Source organism: Arthrobacter sp. Soil736, assembly GCF_001428005.1.
In the GTDB taxonomy this organism is placed as follows: Bacteria; Actinomycetota; Actinomycetes; order Actinomycetales; family Micrococcaceae; genus Arthrobacter.
Map to the genome: position 1 here is coordinate 58194 of NZ_LMSB01000003.1, position 15520 is coordinate 73713.

Annotated in this window: 15 protein-coding genes; 5 read left to right on the forward strand and 10 right to left on the reverse strand. The window is 67.2% G+C overall.

What is annotated here, in order from left to right:
* The 9 genes from ASG92_RS03390 to ASG92_RS03425 all read right to left on the reverse strand — a co-directional run bounded on the left by ASG92_RS03390 (nt 1) and on the right by ASG92_RS03425 (nt 9447).
* On the reverse strand, nt 1-882 hold the full coding sequence (locus tag ASG92_RS03390) for a DUF4031 domain-containing protein (RefSeq protein ID WP_056624502.1): 882 nt from the start codon (nt 880-882) through the stop codon (nt 1-3).
* Nucleotides 883-969: 87 nt separating this feature from the next.
* Nucleotides 970-1704 (reverse strand): hypothetical protein, encoded by a 735-nt coding sequence (locus ASG92_RS03395; protein ID WP_056624505.1) that lies wholly within the window; start codon nt 1702-1704, stop codon nt 970-972.
* Nucleotides 1705-1801: 97 nt separating this feature from the next.
* Nucleotides 1802-1972, reverse strand: coding sequence for a hypothetical protein (locus ASG92_RS28075; protein WP_157372081.1), 171 nt, complete (start codon nt 1970-1972; stop codon nt 1802-1804).
* A complete protein-coding gene (locus ASG92_RS03400; protein WP_056624508.1) occupies nt 1969-2346 on the reverse strand; it encodes a hypothetical protein in 378 nt (125 codons plus the stop codon). Before ASG92_RS03400 ends, ASG92_RS28075 begins: the two co-directional genes overlap by 4 nt.
* Nucleotides 2336-4315 carry a hypothetical protein gene (locus ASG92_RS03405; RefSeq protein WP_240986983.1) on the reverse strand — a complete coding sequence of 660 codons (1980 nt, stop codon included), beginning with the start codon at nt 4313-4315 and terminating at the stop codon, nt 2336-2338. The genes ASG92_RS03400 and ASG92_RS03405 overlap by 11 nt, the downstream gene beginning before the upstream one ends.
* Entirely contained in the window at nt 4312-6420 is a 2109-nt protein-coding gene (locus ASG92_RS03410) for a glycosyltransferase (RefSeq protein WP_240986984.1), read from the reverse strand. The genes ASG92_RS03405 and ASG92_RS03410 overlap by 4 nt, the downstream gene beginning before the upstream one ends.
* A 13-nt stretch (nt 6421-6433) precedes the next feature.
* Nucleotides 6434-7510, reverse strand: coding sequence for a hypothetical protein (locus ASG92_RS03415; RefSeq protein WP_240986985.1), 1077 nt, complete (start codon nt 7508-7510; stop codon nt 6434-6436).
* Nucleotides 7511-7595: 85 nt separating this feature from the next.
* Complete coding sequence (locus tag ASG92_RS03420) at nt 7596-8594, reverse strand: glycosyltransferase (RefSeq protein ID WP_056624515.1); 999 nt, start codon at nt 8592-8594, stop codon at nt 7596-7598.
* A gap of 1 nt (nt 8595) precedes the next feature.
* Nucleotides 8596-9447 carry a glycosyltransferase family 2 protein gene (locus ASG92_RS03425; protein WP_056624518.1) on the reverse strand — a complete coding sequence of 284 codons (852 nt, stop codon included), beginning with the start codon at nt 9445-9447 and terminating at the stop codon, nt 8596-8598.
* Nucleotides 9448-9712: 265 nt separating this feature from the next.
* Here ASG92_RS03425 and ASG92_RS03430 point away from each other — a divergent pair, with 265 nt between their 5' ends.
* Nucleotides 9713-10735 carry a glycoside hydrolase family 16 protein gene (locus ASG92_RS03430; RefSeq protein ID WP_240986986.1) on the forward strand — a complete coding sequence of 341 codons (1023 nt, stop codon included), beginning with the start codon at nt 9713-9715 and terminating at the stop codon, nt 10733-10735.
* Nucleotides 10736-10816: 81 nt separating this feature from the next.
* Here ASG92_RS03430 and ASG92_RS03435 read toward each other — a convergent pair whose 3' ends face one another.
* A complete protein-coding gene (locus ASG92_RS03435) occupies nt 10817-11899 on the reverse strand; it encodes a metallophosphoesterase (RefSeq protein ID WP_240986987.1) in 1083 nt (360 codons plus the stop codon).
* A 284-nt stretch (nt 11900-12183) separates the two neighbouring features.
* Between ASG92_RS03435 and ASG92_RS03440 the strand changes: the two genes are divergently transcribed.
* The 4 genes from ASG92_RS03440 to ASG92_RS03455 are packed head-to-tail and all read left to right on the forward strand — an operon-like array spanning nt 12184 to nt 15472.
* Nucleotides 12184-12594 (forward strand): TOBE domain-containing protein, encoded by a 411-nt coding sequence (locus tag ASG92_RS03440; protein WP_056624521.1) that lies wholly within the window; start codon nt 12184-12186, stop codon nt 12592-12594.
* Nucleotides 12591-13442 carry a molybdate ABC transporter substrate-binding protein gene (gene modA, locus ASG92_RS03445; protein ID WP_056624525.1) on the forward strand — a complete coding sequence of 284 codons (852 nt, stop codon included), beginning with the start codon at nt 12591-12593 and terminating at the stop codon, nt 13440-13442. Before ASG92_RS03440 ends, modA begins: the two co-directional genes overlap by 4 nt.
* Nucleotides 13443-13472: 30 nt before the next feature.
* Nucleotides 13473-14411, forward strand: coding sequence for an ABC transporter permease (locus ASG92_RS03450; protein ID WP_056624529.1), 939 nt, complete (start codon nt 13473-13475; stop codon nt 14409-14411).
* Complete coding sequence (locus ASG92_RS03455) at nt 14408-15472, forward strand: ATP-binding cassette domain-containing protein (protein WP_056624531.1); 1065 nt, start codon at nt 14408-14410, stop codon at nt 15470-15472. Before ASG92_RS03450 ends, ASG92_RS03455 begins: the two co-directional genes overlap by 4 nt.
* Nucleotides 15473-15520 lie beyond the last annotated feature (48 nt).

The window sequence follows — 15520 nt, forward strand, 5'->3', positions numbered from 1 at the left end:
TCACTGGCCTGCTGACTCCAGTTCGCCCCGGAGGTTCCGCCGCGCGGCATCCAGCCACAGCTCGCGGGCGCGGCGGCTGTGGAACAGCGGCTCGAGTTCCAGCAGCCCGCGGACGACGGCGGCCCGGCCGGCCGCGAAGTCGGCGTCGCCAATGTGCGCGTAGTCTTCCCGGACGGCGGCCACGTACCTGGCGTAGGGCTCCGGTTCGCCGCCGAGAACGGACAGGTCCGCGTCGCACAGGAGGGCGCCGTCGTCGTCCCCGGCCTCAGGTTGGTGGTCAGAGGTCAGGCGGACCAGCCGTGCCACCTCCGCGACGTCACCGGCGGGGAGGCCCGCGTCGGTGAGCCTGAGCTCGGCGAGCCGAGCCGATTCCTCCTCGTCCATGCCGGCGGAGCCCCGGTAGACGGCGTCGTGGAACCAGGCAGCGAGCACCACGGTCCGCGGGGGTTCCGCGGGTTCGGTGAGCAGGTCCAGCGCCTCAAGCACCGCCAGCAGGTGCGTGCAGCCGTGGTACCGGCGGTGGCTCTCGCTCCAGCGGTCAAGAAGGTCCAGGAAAAGGGCATCGTGGCCGGCCATCACCGCGTTCCAGCGGTTCAGCAACGGAGTTTTCAGCGATTTATTGCGCTCGCGGGCGGGGATCCTGAGTCCGCTGGCGATCAGCTTCCGGACCAGGACCCGGGCCTCCACGGGAATGGCGCCCGCCGCCACGAGGGAGTCGTAACGGTGCTCGGGCACATCGTAATGGTCGCCGTCGAACGCGCGTTCGGGGATCTCGGCCGCGGCGGCAAACGCGTGCAGTTCCGCCAGCGAGGTGTCCGAAATCAGGTGCGAAAAGTGTGTTCCGTGCGCAGGCCAGAGAGGCGGATCCAAGTATACGGCCATGGAGGAAGTCTAGTCCCCGGGCCCCTGGGGTTCCCGGCAGGCGGCCTAGCTGCCGCCTGCCGTTCTGGAATTCGCGCGGGACGGACCCTACGACGCCCTGACTACGACGTCGTCGATGTATTCGTCTCCCATCTGGCGGGAGTGCTCGGCACCCAGCTGCACTGTGCTCAAGCTCGTGACGCCGAGGTTTACGGAGCTGCTGGAGTACTCAGCTGCGCCGTCGAACCACACCTTGATCGTGGATTGGCTGCCGCTGGCGGTCACCGTCATTTGGGCCCGGTGCCAGGTGTTCAACGGGATGCTGGAGGACTTCAGCTTGGTGTATGTGAAAGTCCCGTTCGGTGCGGTGACGCGCAGCCAGAGCTGCCCGTTGCTGTTGTAGCGGTAGATATCCGCGATCCGGGTGCTGCCCGAGAAGAACCGGAGGTACGGGACGTCGTTTCCGGCCACCCCTGCGGTGGTGATGTTGAACCAGCCGTCAGCGCTGGCTATCTTGGTGCCCGACTTCAGCGCCACTGACATTTTGGCGACAGATCCGGAATCAGCGGTCACATGGAGCTTGACTGAGCACAGCCCGGTGTGGTGCTGGGAGCTGGAGATGTTGGCCGTTCCAGTTCCCGAAGTGCTCTTGACGAAGGGGGCGATCGAACCTTCGAAGCTTGTGGCGGCCACCACGTTTGTGCCGGGCAGCGTGCTGGTTGGTGTGGCGGTGTTGGGGTTGCACGTGACGGCGCTGGCGACCTGTGACGAGGCGAAAATCAGGCCACCGGACAACATCACGCCGACGGTGCCTACTGTGCCCAATTTTTTCAACTTGCTCATTTGTTAGTCCTCACTATCTTGTTCGTGTCTTAGTAACCGGCCGCTGGGCCGGTCGCGGCCCAGCGGCCGGGGAGGCCGTGCCAGGAGCGAGACGCCATCACAGCAGCTGGATCAGCTTGCCCAAGAGCGAGACGCAGATTAGGGAAAGGAGGGCCGCAGCGGTGTATACCGCGGCTTTCGGCAGCGGGGCGTCCGGCCGAACTAGGCGCAAGGCATCACACGTAACCAATGCCACGACGGTGGCAAATCCTGTCAGGAAGATGATCATCGCGCACCTGCCAGGGATCCGCGGGTCCGCTTGGCGTCGAGCGCCAGCAGGCCCAGGGTGACCAGCGACAGGAGGCACACCGCCACCGGCGGGGACCAGGTCCGCGAAAAGACCATGGCCGTGGCGACGACTGTGGAGAGCGCGAGGCTGGAAGCCACGGCAATGGACACAGCCAGCGGGAGCATACTGCGCGTTTCGGGACCGTCCGGCGGGCCGAACCGAAGAAGCATGACCAGGGCCGTGCCGGGTCCTGCCAGCATCAGCAGGCCGATCACCACCAGCCTCAGTCCCTCCGGCCCGAAGAATGAGAGCGGTATCGCGGCGACGGCGATGCCGCCCACCGCATACGTCACGTACTTTCGATCAAATGCCATTGCCTGCTCCTTTGATGTGGAAGACCACGCCGCCGGCCTCATCGAACACTTTCGTCCAGCCGGGGCTGGCGCCGCACGTCGCAATGAAGTGGTCAAGATCCCCGGGTGGCGTTATCTCGAGAAGTTCCGCGGCCCGTTTTTGGCTTGTTGTGATGATCAGGTAGGCGCCTGTCCGCTGCGCTATCCTGTTCGTTGAATCGCACGTCAGCGGGGCGGCGTCGGGCCGTGGCTGGATCGACAGAAGCTCCCGGTAGTCGTACTCGGAGTACTTCTGGAACTGCCACGGGGTGTCATGTACCGCTTCGATGAGGATTGATCCTGCCGGGGCTGTCGCGTAGAGCCGGTTGACCAGGGCGACTTCTTCCGGCGTGAATTTCTCCATGCTGTCATTGCCGTAGCGGGTCACCACGGTGGCGGTGGCCAGAAGCGATCCCAGCACCAGCAGCGCAATGGTCCGTTTCCAGCCGGGCGCGCCCTGCCTGTCCGGTATCAGGATCAGCACGGCGAGGCAGGCCGCGAACGGCAGGCTGAAGAGGTAGAGGCGAAGGAGCAGCTCGCCGCCGTAGGGCTGGCCGGGAATCAGGGCCAGCGGTGCCAGCGCCCCCACCGCCGCGGTGAGCCAGGCGGTCCGCCGCCTGTGGGCCATGATGGCCCCCACTGCGGCCAGGACCCAGACGAACGCCACTTCGGCCAGCCGCGTGTAGACCACCATCACGTGGTCCTCGCTGCCGTTGACGCGGTGTGTTACGGCGCCGAGGGTGTTTGCCTGGACATCGCCGAACGATCCGAACAGCTGGGGCAAGTGACCCTCGAAGTAGGCGGAGGCCACGAACACCAGCCAGCCGATCGGCAGGACCGCGGCGAGGATGGGCAGGTAGCGCAGGCGCAGGCGGCCGGTCAGGACGAAGAGCGCCAGGACGGGGATCACCGCGAAGGGTGTGAGCTGGTGCGAAGCCGTCATGGCCACGAGGAACCCCGCACAGACCACCAGCAGGACGGCCGCGTCCGCCGGAGGAGGGCTCGCCATGCCCTGGTGGGGCACCGTGGGGTCAAGTTTGGCCACGGTGTGGGCCAGCGATCTTGTAAACGGCTTGCTGCCGGTGGGCCAGGCCCATCCGCTGAACACGCTCAGGAGGCAGGCGAGCAGGGTGACAAGGAGCATGAAGGCGTACGCCTGGGGGGACAGGTAGTCCTGCCCGACCCAGCTGGTCAGGTAAAAAATCCAGACGCCGGCCCACGCCTGCCGTGGCTGGGAGGTCAGTCTCGTTGCCAGCGCCAGCAGCGGCGCCAGCAGCAGCAGGTTGATTCCCAGGGGCGCCCACGTCGCGAGGCCCATGAGGTCCCGGACTCCGGTGGCGCCGGACAGCAGCCCCAGGAGATCGAAGAAGCCGGGCCAGTTGAAGTACGCATCAAGATTCGGGTCCAGCTGGCCGGACTTTGCGATGTGGTCGGCAATGCCGAGGTGCCGGTAGCTGGCCTCGAGGCGGGGCAGGCCGTGAACGATGGGATCCGCCGCATGCAGGATGACCACCAGGACCACGACCTGGCCGGCCAGCAGCGCCGGCGTGTACCGGCGCAGATTCAGTGTGGCCACGAACCCGGCCAGGCTGAGTGCGAGGGCGACGAAGTAGACGGGCGGAAGTGCCTCGACGAGCCCCGTCCCGCCGATCCGCGCGGGATCCACGCTCAGCAGGCTCCAGATTCCCAGCGCCAGGGCTACCGCGGCCAGTCCGGCCAGGGCGGCCAGCTGCCAGGGACGCGACGATTCATGACGGACGACGGCGGGAGGAACAGTGCCGCCGTGTTTGGCGCCGCTGTGCTTGATTTCGGCATGCTTGGTATCGCCGTGCTTGCCGTCATGACGCCCATCGCCGTGCTTGGCCCCGCCGTGCTTCGTGTCGGTGTGGCGGTGGGGTGCGGGGGACAGAGGAGCCGTCGGTGGTGCGGACGGAGTGGGTTCGGGTGTCATGGTTTCTCGATTCCAGTCGACTGGTTGAGTGCCGCTGGCGGAACCTCGACGGGGTCAGCGGCGGGCAGGGCTAAGCTCAGCTTTCTGAGGCGGAAAATGGCGATCAGCGCGGCCGCCGCCTGGGCAGCGGACCACAGCACAGAGACTCCGGTAAGGCCGTACTCCTGGGCGGTGAATGCGGCAGGCGCCACCACCAGGGCGGCAGCGAGGACAGCCACGCCCGTGGCCTCGACGAGGCGCCCGCGCGCGCGGCACAGGCCGTAGTAGACCTGGGTTACGCAGCTCAGAAGCAGCGCCGGCACCAGGACGGGCAGCAAAATCCAGGCCGCCGCGTATTGCGGGCCAAGGAAGCCCAGAAGGGAAGGTCCGGCCAGGAGCAGGATGGCCCCGGCCGCGAGCGTGAGGGCCAGGCTGGCCCTGAGTGCCGAGGATACCAGGCCCGGTTTTGGCCGGACTCCGGCAAGCGCGGTCTGCAGCGAGAATCCGGCGGATTGCGGGACAAAGAAGACGGCTGAGGCCATCATCCACACGATGTACCAGGAGGCAGTCGAGGCCGGGCCGAGGGTCGCGGCAACGATCAGCGGAAGCAGATAGCCGGGGGCGCGATCCGCGAGCATCAGGGCGTGGTTCGGAAGTCCCGGTTTCAGCAGTGCGACGGCGGGACCGGGCCTGAGCCCGCCCCTCCAGTCAGGCGATACGCCCGCGCGGCGGAGCTGGCGCAGTCCCACGAGCACGCTGGCCAGGGCGCCGGCACCTACGGCACCCACCACTACCGTCAGTTCGCGGAGCCCGGTGGCCAGTGCGCCGCCCAGGGCGGCGAGCTGCACCAGGCTTTGCACGAGGCTCCGGACCAGGGCTCGGTCGGCGCGCTCCTGTGCGACTCCCACATGGTCCAGCTGGTAGGCGGCGGCAGCCAAAACGGCTGTCGCCACGAAAATGGCCGTCACGACGGGGTCGTGCCAGGCCAGGCCGACGCCCGAACCCAGCGCGAACGTCACGCCCGCCACGGCGCCGGCCACGACGACGGTGGAGACCCCAACGGTCAGCAGGCTGCTGGCAATCAGGCGGCGTCCGCCGTCGGACTGTCCGGGGAGGAGGGTGAGCGTCGCCTGCCCGACACCGAGCATTCCGAACTGAACGGTCAGCAGGGCGGCGGCCATCACGGCGGAGCCCATGCCGATTTGATCCGGGTGCAGCATGAGCGCCGCGAGTGCCCAGAAAAGGAAGCCCGTCACCATGGGGACCACCCTGGCGGCCGTGAGCCAGGCGGTGTTGCCGCCCACGGACAGCCCGGCGCCCCGAGGTCGCAGGATCTCGCCGAACATGGCCCCGTAGTTATAGAGCATGAAACCGGCCCAGTAGGGGAGGAAGCGCGGCTCGTGCAGCAGGGACAAGCCCATGCCCCGAACCGTGGCCAGCAGGGGCAATGCCAGCATCCAGCCGGCTCGGGCAGGGTGCTTGCGGATGGTGCGGGCCATTCCGGCGCCGTCCTGGAGCCACTGGTCGCGGGCGAAATCGAACGTGTCGGCGAACCTGTGGCGCACCGCGGTGGTGCTGGAGACGCCCAGCCGGTAGCCGGCCTCTTTGAGCCGGATCCTCAGTTCGATGTCCTCGCCCGAGCGGAAGGTGTCGTCGAAGGCGACGGACAGCAGCACCTTTCTGCGCATGAGGGTGGCGCAGACCCCGAACCACGAGCGGACGCGGCTGTGGTTGTGGTGCCAGGCCAGCGCCGCGCCCCAGTAGCCGGGACCGTCACTCTCACTGACAAGCCCGAACTGCAGTCCGTCGTAGCCGCAGACCTTGAATTCGTCCAGGAGGCCGCCCAAGCCGCCCGGCGGAACCACGACGTCCGCATCGATGAGCGCCACGAGATCGCAGCTGGCGCTCTGGACGCCGAGCATCCGGGCAGCGGGCAGTCCGCGGCCTTCGTCGGAGATGACGCGGGCCCCGAGTGAGCGTGCGATCTCGGCCGTGGCGTCCGTCGAACAGCCGTCCACGACGATGATTTCCCGGGGCCTCTCGCTGCGGATGGACTCCAGGCACTCGCCCAGCCATCCGGCGGCGTTCCGCGCGGGAACCACCACGGACACCTCAAGATCGCTCACGTGGCCCCGCATCTCATTCCTCCAGCTTGGAACTGACCAGGTTCGCAACGTAGTCCGAGGTCCGGTCCGCGGACCATGAGGCGGGGATCCGCAGAAGGGAGCACGGGACGTCCTCCAGGGCCCGCCGCACCACGGCTGCCTTCTGGCTGAAGAATTCCTCGAGGGGGACCAGCCCGGTGGCGCCCAGGGCCTCGATGAGCCGGCGCGAGACCATGGGCAGTTCCGAGTGGAAATTCCCCACGATGCGGGAGGTCATCCAGTCGGGGCTGCGCACCTCGTGCCGGGCATCGGAGCCGTCGTACCGTTCCAGGAACATTGCCAGCCGGGTGAGGGCTCCTGATGAGATGCGGTCCGCACCGAAGACCTCTTCCGGATGGACCATCCGGTGTTCCGGGGACCAGCGGCGCGTGAACGCCGCGGTCTTGGGATACCTGACGATCACCGGATGGACGGCCGTTGCCAGCTTGGCCACGGAATTCGTGAGCCAACCAGGCGCCAGGGGCTTCCGGGCGCCGCTGAAGACGTCCGGGTAGATGGTCCGGTGATGGGGCTTGAGGAACATCGGTTTCGCGTAGCCCATGAGCCTGCCGTCTGCGTCCAGGAAGGCCCAGTCATCCGCCATGAATCGAACGCCGGGAATCGCAACGAGCTTGGCGACGGTGCTGGTCTTGCCCACTCCGCCCCATGCGGGCAGAAGGACCCCGGAACCGCGGTAGTCCACCACTGCGGCATGGACCATGGCGGCGTTTTCCCTGATGCAGAGACGGTCAAGCAGCGGGATGACGGCCGTCAGCAGTTCGCCGCTCCCCTGGATGGCATAGCCGTCCCGGGTTTCGATGATCTGCACACGGTCGGCGGGAAGGTACAGCGAGTCCGCGGTGAAGCGGTACGCGTCCTCGGCGTGCGACTGGTCCGCCACCGCCGTCGTTTCGCCGCTGATGTGCAGCCGCAACGGTGCGCGGGATCCGCCCAGGAACGGGGCAAGCATGTCCCGCAACTGTGATTCGCCGGGCGTGCCCGGGGCCACGTCGATGCCCACGAGGCCGTGGACATCGAAGGTGGCACCCGCTGAAGGGACTGATTCCCTCATCACGTCTTTTTCAGGCTGGCTCATGGCCGACGTAATCCGGCTGTTCCGGTGCGGTGGACGGGGAGGTGGAACAGGAACGTGCGCATCAATTGATTTCCCTCCAGCTGGTGTGCGGTGCGTGTGGTCCGGCTGCCGGGCCTGCCGGCGCAGCCGGAAGGCTGCGTCCACGCAGGTACCCGCAGGTTGTCACTGCGAGCACCGCGATGATGGCGGCTGCCCGGCGGAAGCCTGCAGGGTCTTTCCCCCGGAGCTGGTCCAGGATTCCCCGGGCCACCGCGCGCGGCAACACCCGGCGGACATACCGGCGTTCGGGTCCGAGCGCCCGCTTATGCCCCACAATCTTGCTGACCTGGGCCTTCGATATGCCCTCGGACCAGGCGCGGCGCAACATGTAGTTCAACGTGCCCCGCTGAACAGGGACGAAGTGGTGCACCAGGGCCGCAGGTTCGTACACCACGCGGCCGCCGGGGGAACCGATGACCGCCCTGATGCAGATCTCCGTCTCCTCACAGCCGAGCGGCAGGGAATTCTGGCGGCCCAGTGCGGTGTTGAACCCGCCCACGACGTCCAGGACCTCGGAGCGGAACGACATGTTGGCGCCGATGACGTTGCGGACCTCTGCCGCGACCTTGGGCAGGCCGCGGTACGAGCAGCCGACAATCCAGTCGAGCTCCTCGGCGAAGTGTGCGGGACGCTGTGTTTCCCACATCGGCACAACCCGTCCGCCGACCGCCAGCACATCGTGGTCGTCGTACAGTGCGGTCAGCCGTTCCAGCCAGTCCGGTGCCGCCTCGGCGTCGTCGTCAAGGAAGGCGACGATGCCGGCGGTGGCGGCGGCGGCTCCGGTGTTGCGGGCGCCGGACAGGCCCTTGGGGCCGGTATTTTCCAGGATCACCACATCCGAAACCGTGAAGATGAGCCTCTTATAGAGGTCCACGTTGTAGTCGACAACGACGATCGTTTGCTGGGGCGGCACCGTTTGGGCGCGGACGGATTCGACGGCGGCCATCAGCATGTCCCAGCGGTCTTCCGTGTAGGAGCAGATCACCACGGAAACGGCCGGCAGTCCTTCGGAGTGATACATCTCATTCACCCGCCATGAGTCCCAGGACCGTCTGGGGATCCGTCGGAACATGGGGGAGGGAGATGCTGGGGTACTTGTATTTCACTCGTCTCAGGGCCTCGGCCCGGGCGCCGGCCGTGGGCGCGTCCCACCCGATGCATTCGCGGGCGAGGGTCCGCAGTACCCGCCACCCGTCGCGGAAGGTGTGGAGGTTCGAGTTGCCGGAGATCCGAGTGAGTTCGTTGCTCGGCACTTCGGCAATCCGAAGCCCCGCCCGGGAAGCCCGGACAATCAGCTCCGTCTCGATTTCAAAGCCGTCCGATTCCAACTCCAGGATCTCAAGGCATTCGCGGCGCATGGCAATGTAGCCGTAGCAGAGGTCCGAGTAGTTGCTGTGGAGCACAATGTTGGCCAGCCCGGTCAATGCCCTGTTGCCGGTGCTGCGCAACAGGGTGATGTCGTCCGAGCCTCCGCCCGTGACGTAGCGCGAGCCTTTGACGAAGTCGAACTCGTGCTGGAGCGGCGAAACAAACCAGCCGATCTCCTGGGGGTCCATGCTCCCGTCAGCGTCCAGCATGACGATGATGTCCCCGGAAGCAGCGGCGAACCCGGCCCGGATGGCCACACCCTTGCCTGCGTGCGGCTCCGAAACGATCACGACGTCGAGGCGGAGGGCACGGGCGACGTCGACAGTGCTGTCCAGGGAACGTCCGTCAACGATCACCACTTCGTCCACATAAGAGGGCATGCGTCGAAGGACCCAAGGGAGGTTCATGGCCTCGTTCAGGGTGGGTATCACCACGCTGACGGAGGCCACGGGGGGTGGCACCGAATCCGGTGCGCGCAGATTGGAAACAAGTATAGGGATGGTCACTAGCCTCACCACTCATGGAGTTGTTTGCTTTTGCCACCACAGCAGCCCTCCCGGCTATTCACCGGGAAGTAGACCAAAGCGCTCGCTGCTGCGGCGTGGGCAACTTGCTTGCACTCCCCCTGGTACATGTTCGTTTCGGCAACTTGTAAAAAGCTTGGGGTTCCTTGAAGCAACCCCAGTTTTGGGGGTCGGCAGAACCTTGGAGACACATAGTCTCTGATGCCACACTTTCCTCATGCGTATCTCTGAGCGCGGGAGCCGTCCCGTGAGTCCTCTCCGCCGCCCGGGCCTCCGGCATATGGCCGTGCTCGCCACGGTGGTGATGCTGACGGCGTGCGGGCCCGTCGCCACGGAAGCGCAGAGGCTGCCGCTCGGAGAGCTGCCGCCCGTGGACCCGTCCGCCACAACGGTCCCGTCCGCTGCCCCGACGGCCACCACGGCGCCTACGGCCAACCCGCTCCGCGCCACCGCGGCCCCGGTGAAGCCGCCCGCCAGCGCGGCGCCTCCTGCCGCCCCGCGGGCTAACGCCGTGCCCCCGATCAACCCGCTCACGGCCAAGCTGCCGGTGGGCGACCTGCCTGGATGGAAACAGGTCTTTCGGGAGGATTTCAACAGCGGAGACGTTCCCGTCGGCGCCTTTCCCGGCCCGGCCTACGACGCCAATTGGAGCGCGGGGTACAAGGACGGGACGCCGGACACGGCCGGTCAAAAGGGGAAGAACTCCCGCTATTACCCGACCAAGGTGCTCAGTGTCAGGAACGGCATGCTGGACTGGTTCCTCCATTCGGAGAAAGGCATCTCCATGGGCGCCGCGCCCACGCCCAAGATTCCGAACAACACGTTGAATCCGCACCGGGCAAACAGCCTGCTCTATGGCAGATTCTCGGTCAGGTTCAAGGCCGATGCCCTTCCGGGTTTCAAAGCGGCCTGGCTTCTGTGGCCGGACAGCGGCGTGTGGCCGAGGGATGGCGAGATCGACTACCCCGAAGGTGATCTCGCCACGTCCTTCTATGGAGCCGTGCACCGCCTCAGTAACAGTCCGACGGACTCTGACCTGATCAGGTCGCACGCCATGTTCACCACGTGGCACGTCGCCACGATTGAGTGGAGCCCGGGGAAGGTCGAGTTCTTCCTGGACGGCGTCTCGCTCGGAGCGGGAACTACCAGGGTGCCGAACACGCCCATGCACTACATCCTGCAGACCGAGTCCTGCCTGCCGCGCTGCCCGGCGCCGGCCACGGCCGGGCACGTCTACCTCGACTGGATCGCCATCTGGACGAAAGGCTGACCCCGTCCGGACCGACCTGTCGGGCTGACGATTCCGGACTGCTCGTCCGGACCGGGTAAGTGGCGCTATCCGCTGAAGAGGCTATTTCCGTTCGATGCTGAAGGCGTCGGTGAACGTGTACCCCTCTGCCGGGACAAACCTGGCGGCAAGCCGGTCTGCGGTGGCCGTCACGTCCAGCGTGCCGAGGGCAGGGTCACGGTTCCTGCCGGACCAGGCGGCGAAGTATCTGGCTTCGGAATCGTCATCCCGCACGTCGTAGAGCCCCGCTCCGCCTGTTCCCACGGTCGCAAAAACCGTTCCCTCGCCCTGGACCATGCTTGCGTCGGAATCGGTGATGCAGCCGCTGGAGAAGGCATCAGGCACCAGTGCCGGGCACCCGGGGCCGCCGCCCAGCTGGTGGCTGCGCTGGTACAGGTGGTCATGGCCTGTTAGCACCAGGTCCGCCTTCTTTTCCATCAGCATGTTGGTGAAGTTCCGCCCGGCCTGGCAGTGGTATTTACCCACGCTGAGGCAGGGGGTGTGCATTCCCACGACTGTCCAGGGAATGTTCCGCGACTTCGCACCGTCCAGGGCGTCTGCGGTCCATTTCCAGCGCTCGCTGTTTCGCGAGTAATTCAGGGTATTTCCGTCATGGAACTCGATGCCCGGAGACACCATGATGAACCGCACCAAGGGCTTTTGCTCCGGATAATCCACATACCACTGCGTTCCGTACTCACCCTGCAGGCCAGGCAGTTTGTTGGGCAGGCACTTGACGATGTTGGCGATGTCGCCGTCGTGGCCGTCGCTTTCGTGGTTCCCGGTGACCACCTGATAGGGGAAATCCGTGCCCAGCTTGCCCGTGACCATGTCGCAGAATTCCTGCTCGAGCCCGGCTTCGTAAGAGTAGTCCCCGAGACCCAGGTTCAGCTGCGGCCGGAGCCCGGCGATCGTGTCCAGGACTTTCCTGGCTCCGGTGCTGACTCCCACGTCGCCCTGGGCGGTGAAGTGGGCCGTTGGCACTGCCGGTTCGGAGGAAGTGGACGTTGCGGAGGGACTGGACGTGCCCGGCGAACCGGACGTGACGGGCGGACTCGACGGCGGCGGCTGCGGCGGTCCGGGTTGGCACCCAGCCAGCAGCAGGGCAAGGGCCAGAAGGGCTGCCGGAACGACGCCGGACCACATTCGCTGTCTCGACGGTCCAGGCATGATCCCTCACATCACAGAACGGAACCTGATGCCGTTGATCAGGCACCGGGCACGGGCGGAGCAACTACTAGGCCCTCAGACTAACGTAGGCCCCCAGACTAACGCCGGTGCCGAGGCCGGGACCATAGCCGGAAACTTGGGAAAGCGCCGTCTGGCCGGCCAGGTGAGTTGTCCAGGCCGGAGCGGCCCGGCCAAGGCCCAATCCGCATTTGCGGATATATGACTTCATCCTGTCCGCAAATCTGGAATAAAGTAGTCGAATGACAATGATTCGCGTTTCCGAGGCTGCCCGGTTCCTCGGTGTCAGTGACGACACCGTCCGCCGGTGGACCGAGGGCGGCAGCCTGACGCCGCTCAGAGACTCTGCGGGGCGGCTGGCCGTAGACGGGCTGGAGCTCGCCCGGCTGGCCAAGAAGCAGGCGAGCCTTCCGGAGGATCCTGCCAGGGCGGGCAGTTCGGCACGCAACCGCTTCGTGGGCCTGGTCACGGGCATCACGGCGGACAAGGTCATGGCCCAGGTGGAGCTGCAGTGCGGGCCGTTCCGGGTGGTGTCCCTCATGAGCAGCGAGGCCGTCCGGGAGCTGGGGCTGGAACTCGGGTCCGTGGCCACCGCAGTAGTCAAAGCCACCACGGTCATCATCGAAACTCCGCCGGGGAAGAGCGTCATATGAAACCCGCCCGCAAAATTTCCGCCGAATTGCCCGCAGCGATGCTGCTGACCGCCGGATTGCTTGCCACCGCCCTGTCGGCCTGCGCCCCGGGAGCCCCGGGCGCCCCCGGCGGAACCGGGGCCGGGCCCGGAACGGGGAACGCCACGGCGCCCGGCCCCGGTGGAAGCTCCAAGCTTTCCGGAAAGGTCACCGTCTTCGCTGCCGCTTCCTTGAAATCAGTCTTCACCAGGCTCGCCGGCGAGTTCGAGAGCAGGAACCCCGGCACCGAGGTGGTTCTCAGCTTCGCCGGCTCCTCGGACCTGGTCACCCAGATCAGCCAGGGCGCCCCGGCCGACGTGTTTGCGTCCGCGGACAGCAAGAACATGGCCAAGCTGCAGGAGCAATCGCTCGTGGGTGCTCCGGTCAACTTCGCCACCAACACCCTTGAGATCGCCGTTCCGCCAGGCAATCCGGCGTCGATCACCTCCTTCGCCGACCTTGCCAGGCCGGGCGTCAAGGTGGTGGTCTGCGCCAGCCAGGTGCCGTGCGGCGCGGCGGCGGACAAGATCGAGAAGGCAACGGGCACCGCGCTGAAGCCCGTGAGCGAGGAATCGTCGGTCACTGACGTCCTGGGCAAGGTGGCCTCCGGCGAGGCCGACGCCGGACTGGTCTATGTCACTGACGTGAAGAACGCCGGGGACAAGGTCGAGGGTATTCCCTTCGCCGAAGCGCGCCAGGCCGTGAACACCTACCCCATAGCCTCCGTGGGCACCACCAGGAACAAGGAGCTGGCGGCCGCGTTCATCTCCCTGGTCACGGGCGGCGACGGGCAGAAAACACTGGGCGACGCCGGCTTCGGAGCCCCGTAGGGTGGCCGCCGGGGCCGTAGGATCAGCCATATGCACAGCAGGAGGAATGCCCGGCGGCGGAACGGCGCACTACGCCGAAGACGCACTGACTACACCGGGATCCCCTCATGGATCTATGCCGTGGCCGCCCTCGGAGGCCTCCTGGTCCTCCTGCCGGTCGCGGCCATGGCCGCCAGGGTCAACTGGCCGCAGTTCATCCCGCTCATTACCTCGGAATCGTCGCTCACGGCATTGGGGCTGAGCCTCAGGACGTCGGCGGCCAGCACTGCCCTGTGCATCATCCTCGGCGTGCCCCTTGCCCTCGTCCTGGCCCGCGCATCCTTCCCCGGCCAGCGGCTGCTCCGGTCCTTCGTGCTGCTGCCCCTCGTCCTCCCCCCGGTGGTGGGCGGCATCGCGCTCCTCTACACCTTCGGGCGGCAGGGACTGCTGGGCAGGAACCTGGAACTCCTCGGCATCCAAGTGGCCTTCTCCACCACCGCGGTGGTCCTTGCCCAGACCTTCGTGGCGCTTCCCTTTCTGGTGGTGAGCCTGGAGGGGGCCCTGCGGACGGCCGGCGGTAGGTACGAGGCCGTGGCCGCCACGCTCGGCGCCCGCCCAGGCACGGTGCTTCGACGGGTGACCGTGCCCCTCGTCCTGCCCGGACTGGCCTCAGGCGCCGTGCTCTCCTTCGCACGGGGACTCGGGGAATTCGGCGCCACGCTCACGTTCGCAGGCAGCCTGCAGGGAGTGACGCGGACCCTCCCGCTCGAGATCTACCTCCAGCGCGAAACGGACGCCGACGCCGCCGTCGCCCTTTCCCTGGTCCTGGTGGCCGTCGCGGTCACGGTGGTGGCGCTGTCCTACCGCGGCCCCCGCCGGCCCGGGGCCGCCAGGGGCTCCTTCGCCCTTGGCGGTCCGGGAGCTGTAGGCGAAACCGGAACAGCAGCGCGTGCGACGGCGGCACGCGCCTCCGGCGGGAGCGTCCAGTGACGTTTCGGCTGGAAGCCGCGGTGGAGGCTCGCGGTTTCGATGTGTCGCTGAGCGTTGGCCCGGCGGAGACGGTGGCCATCATGGGACCCAACGGGGCCGGCAAATCCACGCTGCTGGCCGTCATCGCCGGGCTGCTGCACCCTGACTCGGGCAGGGCGGAGGTGGATGGCAGGGTTCTCTTCGACCGTGCCGGCGGCCGGTCCGCCTGGACGGCGCCGCATCAGCGCGGAACCGCGCTGCTGGCCCAGGAGCCGCTGCTTTTCCCCCACCTGACCGTGCTCGAAAACGTTGCCTTCGGTCCCCGGAGCAAGGGGACGCCGCGGCGGGACGCACGTGAAGCGGCCCGACGCTGGCTCGGCGCCGTTGACGCGGGCGAGCTGGCCGCCCGCCGCCCGGCGGAGCTTTCCGGCGGCCAGGCGCAAAGGGTTGCCGTGGCCAGGGCGCTCGCCGCCGACCCCCAGCTGCTGCTGCTTGACGAGCCGATGGCCGCCCTGGATATTCACGCGGCTCCGCTGCTGCGCCGTCTCCTCAAGCAGGTCCTTGCGGAGCGGCGCGCGATCATCATCACCCATGACGTCCTGGACGCGCTCATGCTGGCAGACCGGGTGATAGTCCTCGAAGACGGCAAGGTCACGGAGTCCGGTCCGACCCGCGAGGTCCTGCAGCGGCCCCGCAGCCGGTTCGTGGCGGGGCTGGCCGGACTCAATCTGGTGGCCGGCACCCTCACGGAGCGCGGCGTACGGACGGCCGCCGGGCAGGAATTCGCCGGCCAGCACGACTCGGCGATGGAAGCGGGCGCCTTCATTGCCGGCCAGGCAGGCGTGGCCGTGTTCCCGCCGTCGGCCGTGTCCGTTTTCCTGACCGAAGCACACGGCAGCCCGCGGAATTCGTTCCCCGTGGCCGTCACGGACCTGGAGCCGCACGGCGACCAGATCCGTGTCCGCGCAGGGGACCTTTCGGCCGACATCACGCCGGCCGCGTCCGCCGATCTGGGCCTTTCGCCCGGCATGACCGTCTTCTTCGTCATCAAGGCGGGGGCCGTGTCCGTCTACCCGGCGTGACGCCACGGTTGCGTGACAGCTTCGGTCACAAAATGTGACAAATCATCG

What these genes read in the sequence shown, in the direction of transcription:
- ASG92_RS03440 (WP_056624521.1), top strand. Translation starts at nt 12,184, where the DNA reads ATGACAATGATTCGCGTTTCCGAGGCTGCCCGGTTCCTCGGTGTCAGT.
- ASG92_RS03420 (WP_056624515.1), bottom strand. Translation starts at nt 8,594, where the DNA reads ATGTATCACTCCGAAGGACTGCCGGCCGTTTCCGTGGTGATCTGCTCC.
- ASG92_RS03390 (WP_056624502.1), bottom strand. Translation starts at nt 882, where the DNA reads ATGGCCGTATACTTGGATCCGCCTCTCTGGCCTGCGCACGGAACACAC.
- ASG92_RS03415 (WP_240986985.1), bottom strand. Translation starts at nt 7,510, where the DNA reads ATGAGGGAATCAGTCCCTTCAGCGGGTGCCACCTTCGATGTCCACGGC.
- ASG92_RS03400 (WP_056624508.1), bottom strand. Translation starts at nt 2,346, where the DNA reads ATGGCATTTGATCGAAAGTACGTGACGTATGCGGTGGGCGGCATCGCC.
- ASG92_RS03395 (WP_056624505.1), bottom strand. Translation starts at nt 1,704, where the DNA reads ATGAGCAAGTTGAAAAAATTGGGCACAGTAGGCACCGTCGGCGTGATG.
- modA (WP_056624525.1), top strand. Translation starts at nt 12,591, where the DNA reads ATGAAACCCGCCCGCAAAATTTCCGCCGAATTGCCCGCAGCGATGCTG.
- ASG92_RS03435 (WP_240986987.1), bottom strand. Translation starts at nt 11,899, where the DNA reads ATGTGGTCCGGCGTCGTTCCGGCAGCCCTTCTGGCCCTTGCCCTGCTG.
- ASG92_RS03405 (WP_240986983.1), bottom strand. Translation starts at nt 4,315, where the DNA reads ATGACACCCGAACCCACTCCGTCCGCACCACCGACGGCTCCTCTGTCC.
- ASG92_RS03450 (WP_056624529.1), top strand. Translation starts at nt 13,473, where the DNA reads ATGCACAGCAGGAGGAATGCCCGGCGGCGGAACGGCGCACTACGCCGA.
- ASG92_RS28075 (WP_157372081.1), bottom strand. Translation starts at nt 1,972, where the DNA reads ATGATCATCTTCCTGACAGGATTTGCCACCGTCGTGGCATTGGTTACG.